Here is a 16,418-nt window from a genome sequence, read left to right on the forward strand (position 1 = left end):
TCCCTGTTTATCTCATTTCAACAGTTCGTTAAAAGATTTTTCGAATAATCCTGGACGTGCAAGCTTCATTTTTACATCTATTTTTATATCCATGTTTGCTAACTCTCCAGGCCACGTCTCTTTTATTTTTTTCCAGTCTTTTGGATACTTGTGATGAATTTTATTTCCAATACCGATAAGGTCGATATTCTTTTGCTGTAAGGCTTTCCAGCCTTCCTGAATTTGCGATTTGATCGTTTCTGCTGCTTGCATCTGCAATTGATGTGTACTTTGCATATTTTTCATTTCTCTTTGGGAAGAGGCTGACAGAAGATCACCGGTAGCTTTAACGTCAACGTTTAGGTAATAATGATTTAAATTCTTGATTGGCGTAGCCTTAATCTTGGCTTTCCGGATGAGGAAAGCGGACGTAACATTTCCATCCACATAGTTTACAGTAGTGTTTTTAATCTGGTTGTTTAACCATGAAACCCCTATACTTTCCTTTTCATTTAGGAAGCCGACTCTCTTGTCTTTCTGAAAAATGCTTAAACCCGATAACTTGAGTTTACTTTTGGCGGAGGTTTCCTTGAAAACATCAACAGAGTTTAGTTTCTCCGGCTCTGAACCCTCAAGAGATATTTCTGGAACTCCGGCTGCGCCACTATCGGAGCTAATTTTCGAAATAAATTCATACATGGATATTGCGGGGTAAATTGATCCTAATTTGCTATCTCTTTCTATAATCTTTTCTAAAGCTTGACCAGGAATTTTCTCTGGTGGTACAAGCTTTTTTAAAAAATCACGAGCCTCTCCGTTGGCAATGAATACTTTTACAGTTTCTCGTGAATCAAGGTTGCGGAGGTAAATATCAATAATCTCTTCAATGCCTTGTTCTGCTGCTTTTTTTCCAATAACGAGTATATTATTTTGGGCAAAATATAGTTTACGCGGGTATTCCAGGCTACTCTTCGTAACGGTTTCTCTCAATGTTTTTCCATGTGTAGAAAAGGTGTGTACAGCGCTTTGCGATGCCCCGGTGGAAGAACCACCTGATCCAGTCGTCATAGCTGATGGAATTATGATTTGATAGGTATTGATCCAGTCGCCCTTATGGCCATCAATTCCAGTTGCTGTTGTGATGGCTAATTCGTTCAATTCTGTACGATCTACGCACCCTGTAAGTAATAACCCTGCAATAAACAGAACATAACTAACTCTTAATTGCCGCACCATTGATCTCTCCTATTTTTGGGTATCAGACTTGTCGTTATTTTTGATTTCATCCGAACTAGCAGGGTATTGGTGAGCTGCCTGTCTTGTCTGGTTATGGCCTGATTTTTCGCTAGGTCTGGCTTTCATAGCCCACCACGGAGCTCTGATGATAAGGTCCTTCATATTAGATTTAAAGGTGGGGCTGTAGGGCACAAAATAACCAACTCCGAATGATTTGAGAGATACAAGATGAACAAGAAGGGGGATAATTCCTATCAGAATACCGAATAAGCCCAGAGCCCCCGCCAGTAGCATAAGTGCAAAACGCAACAACCTGACTGCTGAAGCCATACCAAAATACGGGATGACAAAGTTCGATATAGCAGTGAAGGCAACAACGATAACCATTGCACCTGAGACCAGTCCGGCTTGCACCGCTGCCTGCCCGATAACCAGAGCTCCTACAATGGAAACGGCTGGTCCGATGACCCGTGGCATTCGCACACCTGCTTCACGAATCACTTCAAACATCAATTCCATCATTAATGCTTCAATTAATGCAGGAAAAGGAGTTCCTTCCCGTTGAGCCATCAGCGTAATTAACAGCGTAGTGGGGATCATTTCCTGTTGGAAAGTCGTCAAGGCTATAAATAGAGAGGGAAGCAACAATGAGACTAGAAAAGATACCACACGAAGAGCCCTTAAAAAAGTTGAAATGTCATATCTCTGGTAGTAGTCTTCGGCCGTTTGAAAGAAATTGAAGAAGGTTACAGGTGCAATCAGAGCGAATGGCGTCCCATCAACCAGAACAGCTACTTGTCCGTCTAAAAGGCTACCTGCGACAGTATCCGGACGCTCTGAGTTTAGCATGGTGGGAAAGAGACTAAGTGGTTCATCCTGTATGAATTCTTCGATATAGCCACTTTCAAGTATGCTGTCTGTATCAATGGATTGAAGCCGTTTTGTAATTTCCCGTATTACTTCTGGATTAGCGACATTCTCAATGTAAGCTAATATGACTTTAGTTTGTGTATATCGTCCAATAACGTGACTTTCAAATTTAAGGTCAGGTGTCCGCAATTTTCTTCTGATCAGTGTAATGTTAGTTGAGACATCCTCTGTAAATCCTTCTTTAGGACCCCGTACTACGGTCTGAGTACTGGGTTCCTGAATAGCCCGTCTTACTCCGCCTGCGATGGAAACTGCCAAAGCATAGTTGTTTCCGTTGATGACAATGACAGCATTCCCGGAGAGAATGGCTTGATATACCTCATTTTGCGAATGTATCATTTGAATATTTCCTGCTGGAATTGTCTTCTTTAATAGAGAGACCGTGCTATTTTCACCAAGCTTAGATGAAGATTCAGAGAGTTTTTCTGTAATTAAACCTTCCATTAAATCGGAAAGTAAGTTTTGATCAATTAATCCCTCGATATAACATACTGCGAGATGACCGACATGGGCAGGATTTTCGGAAAAATTACGAATGATAAAATCAGGACCTTGTCCGAGTTTCGATTTGAGTAAAGACAGAGTTTGGGGCAATGACGGATTAATAGGGTCAGTTGTTTGCTGATTGGACTTTTCACTATCTTGTCTACGTCTTCTTTCAGGTCTCAGAACGTTTCTAAACCAACCTAACAACACAAGTTAACCCCCTTGCTTTATTGATAAAGCATATTTTATCCTCTAAGACCTAAAATATACTTCTTAAGAGCAGTTGATTCCAAAGTTAACCATTAAAATCTAAAAAATCAAAAGCGGGCGCCGTCCAACAGAGGAGAGGGCCCACTTTTGATTTTTTTGGAAAGAACTAAATTCAACTAGCAGGTGTCGGACGGCGACTTAAAGCAAAGACCCTTAAAATAGCAACTTATTCTTATATAAATTGATCCTTATGAATGGATTCAGGGAATCAACTCCAGCCCTTCTCCCGGTTCCAACACTTTCCCTACCCCTTCCTTTAGAAGCGAAGCGAAGTAGTGAGGGTCTTGTTTGATATGAGGGAACGTATTGAAATGGATCGGCACAACTTGTTTCGCTTGAAGCCATTCAGTTGCCAGCGCAGCATCTTCTGGACCCATAGTATGGTTGTCTCCGATCGGCAGAAATGCCAAATCGATATTGCTGAGTTCTCCAATCACCTTCATATCGTAGAACAAACCTGTGTCTCCTGCGTGGTAAATCGTTCTGCCCTCTGCTGTGAACAGAATCCCTGTAGGCATTCCCGTATAGATGATTGTTTTAGTCTCCAGATTAACAAGGCTTGAGCTATGAAAAGCCTGGGTTAATTTCACTTTTCCAAATTCGAATTGATAAGCTCCCCCAATGCTCATGGCGTGGGTTCGTACACCTTGCCAACTGAGAACATCCGCTAGCTCTGCCGATGCGATTACCAGCGCGTCATTTCGTTTTGCAATTTCCACAGTATCTCCAACATGATCCCCGTGGCCATGGGTCAGAAGGATTACATCAGCCTGCACGTCGGCTGCTTCCAGATCGGTGTTGGAGTTGCCTGTAATAAAAGGATCAATAAGAATAATTGTGCCGTGGGTTTCGATTTTTACAACCGAATGTCCATGATAAGATACTTTCATTTTTCTTCCCCCTTGGTCAAATCGGCGGTGCCGGGTTTATTCAGATTAATGTGATGTAACAAACCATTGCCACGATATTGACTAATCTCCAATCGCTATCGAAACATACTCTTAGAAATTCTTCGCAGCATTGCGCGCTTTTTCAATTGCTTCGGCTTTGATTTGGGGAGCGCGGTCTCCCGCCGTGGACAGACCTTCCACAAACAGGCTATCAAAGTCTGTTACGCCGACAAAATTCAAAACAGTCTTCAAATGACGGCTTCCATTCTCGCGTTCCGCCACAGGACCTTCCGAATAGATGCCGCCGCTAGCTTGAATGTGGAATGCTTTTTTGTCATGCAGCAGTCCAACGGGGCCATTCTCCGTGTATTTGAATGTTTTGGCTCTGACGCAAAAGGAATCAATGTATGCCTTCAATACCGGAGGGTAAGAGAAGTTCCACATGGGTGTAACGAACACGTACTTGTCCGCAGCGATAAACTCTTCGAGCAAATGATTCAGTTGGGTTATTTTTTCTTGCTGCGCGGCAGTCAATTGATCAAATGATGCTCCCGTTTGAAGCTTGCCCCATGCTTCCAATACATCTGCATCGATATGCGGAATGTTTCGTTGATACAGATCTACGTGCACAATCTTATCTTCTGGGTGACTTTCTTGATAGGCTTGTACAAATTGCTCGCCCACGGAAAGGCTGTAAGATGCTTCTGGATTACCAGGATGCGCAGTGATATAAAGAATAGTTGACATAATTATATTTTCTCTCCTTCTTATATAAAATTACGATTTAAACAATAAAAGGGGCGATGCCGTTGCCATAAGACCAGTTGTCTTTCGTGACTTCAATTAAATTGATGAAAACATCCTCGGTTCTAATGTTGCACTGCTGATGCAGTTGTTCAGCTAATGCCGCATAGAACTCTTTTTTTATTTCGGACGATCTGCCGACATTCAAAATGATTTGAACGATGAGAAATCCATCACTTCTTTCAATGTCCAGACAGTTTGGATCAAAGTTGAAGTTCTCTCGGTTGTGTTCCTCGATAATCAAAAAACGATCATTTGCAGGCACTTGCAGTTTGTCCACGATTGTTTGTGAGACGACCTCTTTAATACGGGCTTTAGCTTCGCTCGAACGTCCTTCTAACGTGACGATACGTGTTAAAGGCATGTAGATTACCTCCTCTTTTTGTTGATATGCTTTATTTTATCTGTTAAAATCCTGAACACGAATGTACAAGAGTTCGTGTTTGTTCGTGTCAGAGATGCTCAGACTATTGAAGCCAGGTGATAAGATGGAAGACGAAAAATTTTCGAAAGATTGGCCCCATGATTGGATTAAAAAAATTCGTTCCAGGCCCGCTAGACATAACCTTTCCAAACGAACACGGCAAGTTGACTTGGCAAGGCAAGTTGGCGTCGATCCACGAACCGTTCAACAGTGGGAGAACGGAGATCGTCTTCCCAGCGTTGGCAGCCTCAAACGTTTGATTCAAGTCTTTTTGGAGGAAGGACTCTTCCTGGAGGGGGCCCAGCGGAAAGAGGCTGAGGAGCTTTGGCTTGCAGTAAAACGCTTTTCGGAAGTGCGCTCTGCAACAAAACGGGAGTTTCCGGATTTTGATGTCACTTGGTTTGAAACCGTTGCTTCGTTCGAAGGTTCCGCGCAGGAAGGTCGGGTTGCCACGCAAGCCGTTTCACTTGCAACGCAAAGTCAGTTACCGAAGCCTCCTTCTCTCTTTGTAGGAAGAAGCCAATCCATGGCTGACCTGAAAGAACAGCTGAAGAACCATTCCCTTGTGTCAATCGTAGGACCCGGGGGGATAGGCAAAACATCTCTTGCTGTTCGAGTCGCTTCAACGCTTGCAGAAACATATCCGGACGGTATTTGGATGTTCGAATTCGGCGCCGTGAAGGATCATCATTTTTTGGGCCAGTTTCTGTTATCCACTATGGGACTGCAAAATCAAGTAAATCGAACTGATCTCCAAACCATATTGAGTGTAATCTCCGAGAAAAGAATGATGTTTATTTTCGACAACTGCGAACACATCATTGATGCATGCGCGGCTTTAGCTGAATCACTCCTAATGGCTGCGCCAGCACTAAGCATCATGGTCACGAGCCGAGAATCCTTGGACATTTCTGGGGAATACGTCTATCGGATTCCCCCGTTATCCTTTCCAGGTGAGGAGTATTCGCTGGAGGTGCTCTCCGAAGAAGAAATCAAGGAATTTGAAGCCGTGCAACTGTTTATGGAACGTGCGCTTTTGGTTGCTCCTAAGCTTCAGCCCACGCTGGCAAACTTGCAGCTTGTAGGTGCCATATGCAAAAAATTAGAAGGGATTCCGTTAGCCATTGAGCTTGCGGCTTCCAGAATGAGCATGTTGACATTGGAACAGATGGAAGAACGTCTGGCGAGTCTGCTGACATTATTGACTGCTGGAAAACGAAATGCTGTGCCTCGGCAAAAAACGCTGAAATCTACAATCGATTGGAGCTACGATCTACTAACCGGCAAGGAGCAACTGCTTCTGAGGAGGCTCAGTGTATTTTCGGGAGGGTTTACGTTGGAGGCAGTGGAACGGATCTGTAGCTGCGAACCTGAATTGCCCATCCGTGATGATAAACTTGCTCGGGAAGATATGCTTGATCTGTTATCCGGACTGGTCAACAAGTCCCTCGTCTCAATCGAAACCAGTGATGACTACCGCTACATCCGTTATTTCATGCTGGAAGCCATAAAGGAATATGCTGGCGAGAAGATGCGGGAAGAAACTGACGACCGTAACAGACATGTTCTTCTTGAACGTCATGCTCAATATTACAGCCAAATTTTGAATCGTGCCGAGGCCAAGTTCAGGACTCGCGAGCGTGATGCCTGCCTTGAGGAAGTGAGAAGGGAATATACTAATCTGCGATCAGCCATGCAATGGTCTTATCAAAATGCACATGCCAACTCAATCGGATTTCATATGGTTTCAAACCTTTACTGGTTCTGGCTACATGAAGGCAGATTAAAGGAAGGGATTTTTTGGCTTAATCGTTTTTTGGAAAGTACAGTTCATGAAGAGCTGCCTGGTGGAGATTTTGCCAAAGCATTGCATGGGCGGGGCGTCATTCAATTGGTTCAAGGAAACGTTGAAGAGGCCATGGTTTCAGCTGCACGTAGCGTTGAGCTCGCCCGTGATCTGAATCATTCTGCACAATTAGCCTCTTCTCTTCGCCTCATGGCATTTATTGATATCAACCAGCTACTTTTGAAAGATGCCGAGCCTCTCGTTAAGGAGAGCGTTGATATTGCCAGGAAAACGAAGGACATGTGGAATTTGGCGGCTTCCTTGCATGCTTATGGAAAGCTAAAGCTGGAACAAAAGGAGTATCATGAAGCATCCATGCTTCTGAAAGAGAGCGTGTACTTCTTCGAATCAGTTCAGGATAAATGGGAATTATCCGGTCCGTACGAAAGCCTCGGTTATGCTGCCTTGAAACTTGGACAGATCGATCAATCCATTGAATGCTTCAAAAAAAGCATTGCGATTAGCCAAATCTACAAAGGAACATGGATTCTCTCTCGTGGAATAGAAGGGTTGGCTATAGCTCTATGGGCAAAGAAGGCTTATCCAGAAGCAGCCATCCTTCTGAGTGCTGCTGAGAAATGTCGCGAAAGCTTCGGAGGTGCTGCCGTTCCGAATTTTCCCGTGGAGCATAATGTAGTGCTCCTTGATCTTCAACCTGTTTTAATTGAACAGGAAATGCGCGATATTTGGAACAAAGGAAAGAGTCTAACGAAAGACCAGATCCTCGCATATTCGCTAGAAACTTAGGTGTGAAAGCCTCCCTGAAAATCTGATCGTCCAAACGATGGACGGCCTCATTAACAACTCGAACAAGGTGATAGGCAGGAATGTCGTCCTCCAAGTCCATGGGCCGACGGAGTTGATCCATGGTATATTGAATGTACAAAGAAACCGTTCCTTTCGTAAATGTGGTGGGTCGCACTTCCATTTACCAAGAAACGGTTTCTTTTTGTTTTACATCTTTGAGAAAATCGGTCTTCCTGTCAAAAAATTGGTTTTACATTTTCAAAATCTTTCTTGACATTCATTTTTTTTCTGTAACTATAATAATTACATTAAGGAACTACTTTGGCCTTCAGGTTGTGAAATCCGCATTTCTCGCTTCAAATTGTCGCGTTGCCGGAACCGTAAACGTTATTAAAAATACGTTCCGGGTCGCAAAGTGCCGAGTGACTTCACTGCGACATTCAAGCATCGTATCCTCAATTATTTTAATCATAACAAAGGAGTGGATTTATCATGGCAACTGTATTGTACATAACCGCTCATCCTTTAAAAGACGGTACATACAGCTTATCAGTCGGCAAACAGTTTATCGAAACCTATCAGGAGGCCAACCCAGGAGATGAAGTCATTCATTTGGACCTGTACCGCATGGATCTTCCGCAAATCGACGCCGATCTTCTAAGACGCTGGGGGCAACCACTAAGTGGTCTTTCTTTCGATGAACTGAGCGAGGGATCGAAGGTCAAAGCGATGCGAATGCGCGAGATTGCGGACCAATTCATGACTGCGGATAAAATCGTCATTGTCAATCCGGTATGGAATTATTCTTTCCCGTCGGTTCTGAAAGCGTACATTGACGCGGTTATAGTTCCGGGAAAAACCATTAAGCGAGCCGATAATGGGCTGCGGGGTTTGTCCGGTTTGATTGGGACACAGCAGAACAAAAAAGTAATGCACATTCAGGCTTCCGGCACGGTTCTCTCCCATGGGAAGTTTAAAGATGTAGAGTACAGCCATAGTTATGTAAAAGCTATCATGAATTTACTGGGCATTGACGATGTGCAGGCTATCTTTGTTGAAGGTATCAGTGAGCGGCCGGACCAAGCGCAGAGCATAAAGGAACAAGCAATCCGGCAAGCCATATTGGCAGCCAAAGCGTTTTGATGTGACAGCCTAAAGAAAAAGCGGAAAAATTTCTGGTTTTTCTTTCTCTTTTTTGACCATGATGGGGGATTGTATTGTTGTTACACCTGATGTACATTGATCCCAAATAAGTTGCATTACAATCCTTGATACTTAAGGCAATTCCTTTGTTTTGGCGGCCACAATGCGGTCATCAATGAGCCATAAGTGAAATTTAAATAGTTAAACCTCAGGGACTTTATCCATCTGGAAGGAGCCCTGAGGTTTTTTGTTATTGAGCAGGAAGGCCTTGCCTGTAGTAATACGAAGCGGTCTCAAAATCTTTTTGGTGATAATAAGCTTCAGCTATAAGGATATACAATTCGCTCATTTTTTTGTGTGCTTGCTTTTGTTGATATATGGTGCGAGCTAAAAAGAAGTGATCCAGAGCTTGTGCTAGATTTCCATGGCAGGAGTTGATTCGTCCTATTAAAATATTGAGCTGGGCTTTTAAATCCAGGTTCATATTTACATGCAAAAAATCATCACAGATCCTTTCTGCTTCTTCAATGTTTTGAATATCAATATATAGCTCAGCAAGCTCCAGTTTGGAATTGATCAGGCCTTCTTCATCGGATAACAAGGAGTATGACTCAATAGATTTCTCGATATAGGCTAAAGATTCATCATATTTCTTGATCTTTTTATACAGAATACCCAAATTTAAAAGTGAACCCGCTTTCAACTTCTTATTATCGGTTTGTTCAAAAAACAGGAGGGATTGCTGGTATTGCAGCTTCGCTTCTTCCCAATTCCCCGTTTTTTTATAACACACTCCCATTGTCATTGAAATTTCACCAGACTTATAAAATGCACTGTTTTGTAGATTAATTTGCTGCGCCTCCAATAAATGAGTTAACGCAGAAGTAATCTCATCCAGATGGCAGTGAAAGACGCCAAGGTTGAGAAGAACATCGACATAAAGAAGTTTGTCGACTGTAAATTGTTTGGTCAGCAGCAAAGCATTATTGAAGCTTTTTAAAGCCTCTGTTAATTGATTGGTTCGATACAGAATTTGACCCTGCAGATTATATGATTTGGCTCTAATATCGTAATCAAAAGGAGGAGCATGCTGAATGACATTTTCAATATATTCGTAGGCTTTTTCCATATCGTTAGATAACCAGTAATACCTTGCATAAAGTAATTGTTGCTTGGCTTTTAAATCAGCTTCTTCCTCTGTGATTTCTATACTCTTTATTATGTTTAGAAACTCATTTAACAAATTGCTTTCAAGATATTGTTCCGCCCTTACCAATTGAGCAGGAATGGAGGGAGGAAGGGAAACGGTTTCCGGGGCCTCTTCTTCTAACAGAAAAGCAATAGAGCAATTTAATCGCTCCGCAAGCTTGCTAATGATCTCAAAAGAGGGCATAGCATTTCCTTTCTCAATTTGACTAATGTAACCTCTGGTTACAACATCTCTGGCTAGATCCTCCTGACGCATTTTTAAACCTTTTCGTAAGTTCTTTATCTTCTTTCCTAGTAAAATCATATCCATAATAAATACTTCCCTTCTAATTCTTATTAATATGTTAGTAAGAATACATTTGAATAAAAATATATTCAAAAGTTTACTAATTGTGAAATTGAAGAAAATATAGATAGTACAAGTATTGCATATTAACCCAAATAAATCATTATAACTTATTAAACTTTTTTGTACTATTGCCAAATTGGATTGGCTCAGTTGAACCATTTGTCTCAAAAGCATACCAATAATAACTAATTTCCTGAAATATCTTGAAAGTTTGCAAAATAAACTTTGACATAATTTGTTACCGGTAGTATCATAATTTCCAAGGAATTAATGACATATGAGGGGGCGATGAGGGATGAACAAGAAACAAATGATTCGAATTTCGATATTTTTGATACTGTTAGTATCATTTTCGTCTGGCTGCGAATATTTGTTTGACAATGGATTTTTTGCGAATCTCACGACAGTAGATGTCTTGCCTTGGTCATTAAATATATTTCGTCTATAGAACAGCACGAGTAAACATACATAAGACTTATTGAAGCCCACATTATGAAGCCCACATTAAAAGGGGGAAGAGAATTGTCAACTTCGAGCTATGGAATTAGCGGTTTTGGACAGGCACTGGGGCAGAAGCGGAAAGTAGAAGACGAGGTTCATAAATATACATCTAATATTGATAAAGTGAAAAAATGGGGCTATGAGTATTTTTATGCGGCGGCTCCTGAAATCACCCAAACGGATTTAGCGTTTCAGGCTGCGGAAGAAGCTTTGAACCATGCGGGAATCACAGCAGAGGAACTTGATTTTATAATACTGGCCATTAGTGAAATTCCCGAGTATCTCTATTGGGACCCTGCCTGTGAGCTTCAGCATCGTCTCGGTGCACATTCCTCGGAAGCCATTCTATTTAACCAAGCCTGTAGTGGCGGGCTGATGGCCTTTGACACAGTAGCTGGCAAGTTTGCTGTTCACCCCGACTATCAATATGGACTTGTGGTTACCTCCAATCGTAATAGCGAAGAATATCGCAATCGAGTCACATACAATTCTTGTTTTCACTCCGATGGTGCTTCCGCTGCTGTTGTCCAAAGAGAACATCCACATTGCCGCTGGGTCAGCACTAAAATATGGAGTGATGGTACATATGCTCCTCTGTTCCGTTATGATTGGGGCGGGAGTACAGAGCCATTTAATGCTGTTAATTTGCAGCATATTCATTCCTTTTCACCGCTGGCAAAAGTGCAGGAATTTTTTGACGCTGATCCTGTAAAATTGATGGATTTTATTGAATTGCTAAACAAGCGCATTCGCCTGGTTACAGAGCAAGCGTGCGAGAAAGAGGGAATTCAATTAACTGATATCCGTCGAATCATTTATCTCCACGATAATGTTAAATCCATGCAGGAGATTGCTGAGATTTTTGAAGTAGATATAGATCGGACCAATGCTAAATTGGCATCCCAATATGGTCATATGGGAGTCACCGATCAACTTTTTGATTTTAAACAATATATTGAATCCGGCGAGCTGAACAGAAACGACTATGTAGCACTGATTGGGATTGGAAACGGAATGCACTGGGTTTGTAGCTTATTCCAGGTCTAAGTTAGCTTAAAATATTGGAAGAATATAGTGAAAGAAGATATGGTACAGATTCATAGTCAAGATGGTATGCTGGAAGGTCGATTGGCATGGCCTGCTTCTGCTGAACAGGAAGTCCCGTGTGTCATTTTGTTGCACCCTTGGGGAGCATGGGACATGGATGGAAGTCATCATGCGGATATGAGTATGGATGATCAGCCTGTTCGAATGTTTTTACAAATACGCGATGCCATAGTAGATGAGGGAATTGCCGTACTTCGATATAACAGCCGTTTTGTACCTGCGTCCAATGATTCAGCCATGAATTATCAGCGCCGTACGTTTTCAGGATTAGTTGAAGATGCATGTGCAGCCGTTGACCTCGTGAGAAACACATATGGAATAAAAGCTGAAGCCGTATGGTTACTTGGAATTTCTTTAGGTACCGAAGTAGCTATTGCAGCCTCTGAGAAAGCCCCTTCCTTAAAAGGTTTGATCCTTATGTCTACCATTGGCGAAAATTATCTTTATCGGCGTTACTATATGGATGTAGAGCGCAAGCTGCAATGGTTGTGGGAGCAGCAACTAGTTGAGAAGGACGGTGCGGTGAAAGTAGAAGCCTTACGGGAACTCGCTTTACCAAGATGGGGATGGTGGGACAATCTGGAGGATGAGTTACAGACCTTGGAATCTGCTTCATATGAACAGATCGCTTCTATTTTGAAGTCACATTACGATAAGAATTTAGCACGGGATTTGCAATTTGGGAATGAAGAAGCACCATCTGAATTTTGGCAGGAATGGATAAGCAATGAACCCGCCTATAAGCGTATTACACCATTTACCGGACATATATGTATTATGCAGGCGAGCGATGATAATGCGACCCCTATTCGAGAAGCGTATTTGCTGAAAAATGCACTGAAGGATCGTTCTAATGTGAGCTTCACTGTTTTCGATCAATTAGGCCATATTTTTTCCCCACGCAGAGGTGACGCTCGAAGAACATATGGACCTATAGCTAGTGAGGTGCTGAGTTTTTTAGCGCATTATCTTGAAGAAAATAACTGAGCAGGAGGAGACTATGGAAATCCATGAGCTTGCCAGAAATATTCGTCGCTTAAGTCGGGGAGATGATACAAGCAATACCGATGTTCTTCCAGCATTGCGTCAACTAAAGACCTATGAAGAGCTTGATTTAGTAGGGCACGCTTTGGAAAAGGTGAGTCCTACCATGATTGGAATTCAGCCCGGAAAGCTCAAAACTTTAAAAATTGCAATCGTCAGCAACTTTATAACTCAGCCTATCATATCCTCTCTACGCACTCTGCTACTCATACAGGAAATCTCACCCGAATTTTATACCGCTGAATACAACCAAATTGCATTCGAGTTATCCAATCCACACTCAGACTTAGCTAATTTTAAACCTCAAATGATTCTCTGCCTGTTGGATGAGCAATTTTTGCTTCCTCAGGATTGGGATACATTGAATTTTGACTATATTCGTTCACACGCTAGGGAACAGCTTGATACGTTGTACAAAATGCTGGACCAATACAATACTTGGCAGCCCAGCACTTTTGTTTTAAACACAATTCCGATTAATTCAATTGATTTAAAGAGTATTATTTCCTTCAAGCATAAGGCTTTATGGGGGCGTTTGTGGAGAGAGCTGAACGGCCGATTACTGGAATTCTCGGAGCTACTTCCTTCGACTTATGTATTGGATCTTGAAATGCTATTAACGAACCACCCCGGATTTTTAAGAGATGAGCGTATGCACTATTATGCCAGTATCGCTTGGCATAACGATGTGTTTTTACTCGTTGCTCAAGAAGTTGTCAGTTTGAGTCTTGCCTACCTCGGCCTCTCGAAAAAATGCCTGGTGCTGGATTTGGATAACACATTGTGGGGAGGTGTTATTGGAGACGATGGTCCCGCAAGTATACAGCTTGGAAGCCTGTATCCTGGCAATTGCTTTGTAAACCTGCAACGGATTGCTAAAAGATTAAAGCAACAGGGAGTCATTCTTGCAATATGCAGCAAAAATGAATTTTCCATTGTGGAGGAGGCATTAGAGAAACATCCTGAAATGTTACTTCGACAGACGGATTTTTCAATCATGCAGGTCAATTGGGAACCCAAAAATGAAAATATTCGCTATCTGGCAAATCAACTGAATATTGGTTTGGATTCTCTTGTTTTTGTAGATGACAGTCCGTTTGAGCGAGAACTGGTCGCTTCGACGATACCTGAAGTAACGGTTATTGATATAGGTGCGGAGCCTGCTTTATATCTGAACAGGCTACTGGAGACAGGTTACTTTGATGTATTACTCACAACGGAAACCGATCAAACTCGTACAGAAATGTACCGTACGCAGGTTGAAAGAAAAGAGTTTTCCAAATCCTTTTCTTCTCCGGAAGAATACTTAAAGCAACTGGATATTTCCGTAAATATATTTGAGGCTGATGAGTATTCCATGCCACGTTTGATGCAGCTTAATCTGCGGACGAACCAGTTTAACATGACCAAAGATCAATATACCGAGTCCTACAATCTACAAAATCAACAAGAAGGACAGGTAAGCTTGCTTGGTTTTACCAGCAAAGACCGTTTCGGGCAGGAAGGAATTATTGGGGGAGTCTGGATTAACAAGCAGCCGAATCATTGGGTGATCCAGAACTTTATTATGAGCTGTCGTGTGTTCTCACGTAAAATTGAATACGCTGTTCTTCAGTATATATTAGATGAAGCTACGCGTTCCCGCATTCAATGCATTGAAGCGGAGTATCGTCATACTCCTAAAAATCATATTGTATCTGATTTCTATACAAATGCTGGCTTCCATATGATCCGTCAAGAAGATGAACATACTCAGTACAGAATAAATTTGCCGATTTCAGGTTCGCTACAGCCTGCCTGGATTCAAGTCCACAGTGAGAAAGGAGAAATTCACAATGTCTGATTTTGATCTGCAACTTCAAGAACTGGTTACGGATATATTAAATACGGATACGGAAGTTCAAGAAGATACTCGACTGGATACTCTTGAAAATTGGGATAGCTTTAATTCCCTGCGTCTCCTTGTTCAAATTGAACAAAATTTTCAGGTCCGAATTAAACTGGAGGATTTTCACAAGTCGCTTACAGTAGGAGAGTTAGGAAATATTATTTTATCGCAACAAAGCGGTAAGACAATAGGGGTGGAGTAAGTGGAATTGTCTAAAAAACGGAATAGCCTGGGTTTGCTGGCTTATCCCATTTACTTTGAGCTGTTAGCCGGGGTTATAGCAGGAATTATTGATATTTTTTGGGTCGCACGGTTGGGTAGTGCATCAGTCGCAGCCGTGACAGTCGCAACCAGTCTGGAAAATGTACTTCTTGCCATTATACTCATTGCCAGTGCAGGAACTACGGTCCTGATCTCACGCTACTTGGGAAACAAAGATCTATCATCTATAAAAAGTGCAGTCAGAGATAGCTGGATTCTGTGGGCGGTTATAAGTCTGCTGGTGGGTGGACTGGGGTTTGTATTTAGAGCTGAAATTGCGAGTCTCTTCACTAGCTCTAGAGAAAAAGACACGCTCATTTTAACTACAGCATTTTTGGCAATTTCATTTCCGGGAATCATCATTTTCTATGCGCAAAATATTGTGGATTCTATATTTAAAGGGTATAGCAATACAAAGTTTCCGATGCAAATGGCGTTACTGTCAAATTTGTTAATTCTCGTGCTAGACCCGCTTTTTATATACGGTTGGCTGGGATTTCCCCAATTAGGTGTACAAGGAGCAGCTTTAGCCACTGTATTAGGGCGTACAGTCACTTTGATGATTGCTTTATACACATTCTACCGATCCGATTTTATCAAGACATTAAAACAGGTCGAATATGGTGCAAAAACTCGGAAGAATGTAAAAGATATTCTTAATATCGGTCTTCCCATGTCAGGTGACTTTATAGCTCGTATGGGGAGCAACATGATTCTCATTGGCTTGATTGGAACCTTTGGAGTCTACAGTATGGCGGCTTATGGGATCGGGACGAAGATCATTGTATTTATAACGATGTTTTTCTATGCGGTTCGGCAAGCAGCGAGTATTCAAATCTCCTACCAGCTGGGTGCAGGAGAAGGCAAAAGTTTTCATAAAATCGGTAAGAAGGTGCTTTGGTTAGGAGGGGCCGTTGGATTACTAGCCGGCATACTGTTATTAGTATTGGCTCCATTTTTACTTCGAATCTTCACGAATAGTGAACAAGTCATTCAGGAGGGGATGATCTATCTTTATTACATGAGTCTCTATTTGTTGCCTCTTTCTTTTGCAGTAAGTATCGGAGGTGTGTTTTTAGGCTCAGGTCAAAGTCGAACGATGTTTTATGTGACATTAATAGGGACTGCCGTTACTCTTTTGGGAGCATTCACACTTTCTTCATTTAACAACATGTTGGTACATGGTGTTTGGATATCTCAAATTCTGGGAGTCGTGGTACAAGCGGTGATCCTGTTGTTTTTATTCCAGAGAGGAAATGCATCTTATAAATCAGTTGCTCTGGAAGGCTAACTATCCAATGAAC

At 42.0% G+C, this 16,418-nt stretch carries 13 protein-coding genes; 7 read left to right on the top strand and 6 right to left on the bottom strand.

Annotated elements, in window-relative coordinates; translation table 11 throughout:
• Positions 1-12: 12 nt before the first annotated feature.
• From NSQ68_RS12670 to NSQ68_RS12690, 5 genes are all read right to left on the bottom strand, one after another.
• Positions 13-1,215 (bottom strand): Ger(x)C family spore germination protein, encoded by a 1,203-nt coding sequence (locus tag NSQ68_RS12670; RefSeq protein WP_342429010.1) that lies wholly within the window; start codon positions 1,213-1,215, stop codon positions 13-15.
• A 9-nt stretch (positions 1,216-1,224) separates the two neighbouring features.
• Positions 1,225-2,841, bottom strand: coding sequence for a spore germination protein (locus tag NSQ68_RS12675; protein ID WP_342429011.1), 1,617 nt, complete (start codon positions 2,839-2,841; stop codon positions 1,225-1,227).
• A gap of 260 nt (positions 2,842-3,101) precedes the next feature.
• Positions 3,102-3,791, bottom strand: coding sequence for a metal-dependent hydrolase (locus NSQ68_RS12680; protein ID WP_069011459.1), 690 nt, complete (start codon positions 3,789-3,791; stop codon positions 3,102-3,104).
• A gap of 111 nt (positions 3,792-3,902) precedes the next feature.
• Complete coding sequence (locus NSQ68_RS12685) at positions 3,903-4,538, bottom strand: FMN-dependent NADH-azoreductase (RefSeq protein ID WP_342429012.1); 636 nt, start codon at positions 4,536-4,538, stop codon at positions 3,903-3,905.
• A 37-nt stretch (positions 4,539-4,575) separates the two neighbouring features.
• On the bottom strand, positions 4,576-4,959 hold the full coding sequence (locus NSQ68_RS12690) for a tautomerase family protein (RefSeq protein WP_342429013.1): 384 nt from the start codon (positions 4,957-4,959) through the stop codon (positions 4,576-4,578).
• A 124-nt stretch (positions 4,960-5,083) separates the two neighbouring features.
• Between NSQ68_RS12690 and NSQ68_RS12695 the strand changes: the two genes are divergently transcribed.
• Positions 5,084-7,612: an NB-ARC domain-containing protein gene (locus NSQ68_RS12695; protein ID WP_342429014.1), complete on the top strand. Its 2,529-nt coding sequence runs from the start codon at positions 5,084-5,086 to the stop codon at positions 7,610-7,612.
• A gap of 492 nt (positions 7,613-8,104) precedes the next feature.
• Positions 8,105-8,755: an NAD(P)H-dependent oxidoreductase gene (locus NSQ68_RS12700; RefSeq protein ID WP_342429015.1), complete on the top strand. Its 651-nt coding sequence runs from the start codon at positions 8,105-8,107 to the stop codon at positions 8,753-8,755.
• A 250-nt stretch (positions 8,756-9,005) separates the two neighbouring features.
• Here the strand turns inward: NSQ68_RS12700 and NSQ68_RS12705 are convergent, their stop codons facing one another.
• On the bottom strand, positions 9,006-10,274 hold the full coding sequence (locus tag NSQ68_RS12705; protein ID WP_342429016.1) for a tetratricopeptide repeat protein: 1,269 nt from the start codon (positions 10,272-10,274) through the stop codon (positions 9,006-9,008).
• Between the two features lie 561 nt (positions 10,275-10,835).
• Between NSQ68_RS12705 and NSQ68_RS12710 the strand changes: the two genes are divergently transcribed.
• The 5 genes from NSQ68_RS12710 to NSQ68_RS12730 are packed head-to-tail and all read left to right on the top strand — an operon-like array spanning position 10,836 to position 16,405.
• Positions 10,836-11,861, top strand: coding sequence for a 3-oxoacyl-[acyl-carrier-protein] synthase III C-terminal domain-containing protein (locus NSQ68_RS12710; RefSeq protein ID WP_342429017.1), 1,026 nt, complete (start codon positions 10,836-10,838; stop codon positions 11,859-11,861).
• Between the two features lie 27 nt (positions 11,862-11,888).
• Entirely contained in the window at positions 11,889-12,908 is a 1,020-nt protein-coding gene (locus NSQ68_RS12715; RefSeq protein WP_342429018.1) for an alpha/beta fold hydrolase, read from the top strand.
• A 13-nt stretch (positions 12,909-12,921) separates the two neighbouring features.
• Positions 12,922-14,808, top strand: coding sequence for an HAD-IIIC family phosphatase (locus NSQ68_RS12720; protein ID WP_342429019.1), 1,887 nt, complete (start codon positions 12,922-12,924; stop codon positions 14,806-14,808).
• A complete protein-coding gene (locus tag NSQ68_RS12725; RefSeq protein WP_342429020.1) occupies positions 14,801-15,055 on the top strand; it encodes an acyl carrier protein in 255 nt (84 codons plus the stop codon). The genes NSQ68_RS12720 and NSQ68_RS12725 overlap by 8 nt, the downstream gene beginning before the upstream one ends.
• Positions 15,056-16,405, top strand: a complete 1,350-nt coding sequence (locus tag NSQ68_RS12730; protein ID WP_342429021.1) for an MATE family efflux transporter — start codon at positions 15,056-15,058, stop codon at positions 16,403-16,405.
• The last annotated feature ends 13 nt before the right edge of the window (positions 16,406-16,418 follow it).

The organism is Paenibacillus sp. FSL L8-0158, from assembly GCF_038592965.1.
Classification (GTDB): domain Bacteria; phylum Bacillota; class Bacilli; order Paenibacillales; family Paenibacillaceae; genus Paenibacillus; species Paenibacillus polymyxa_D.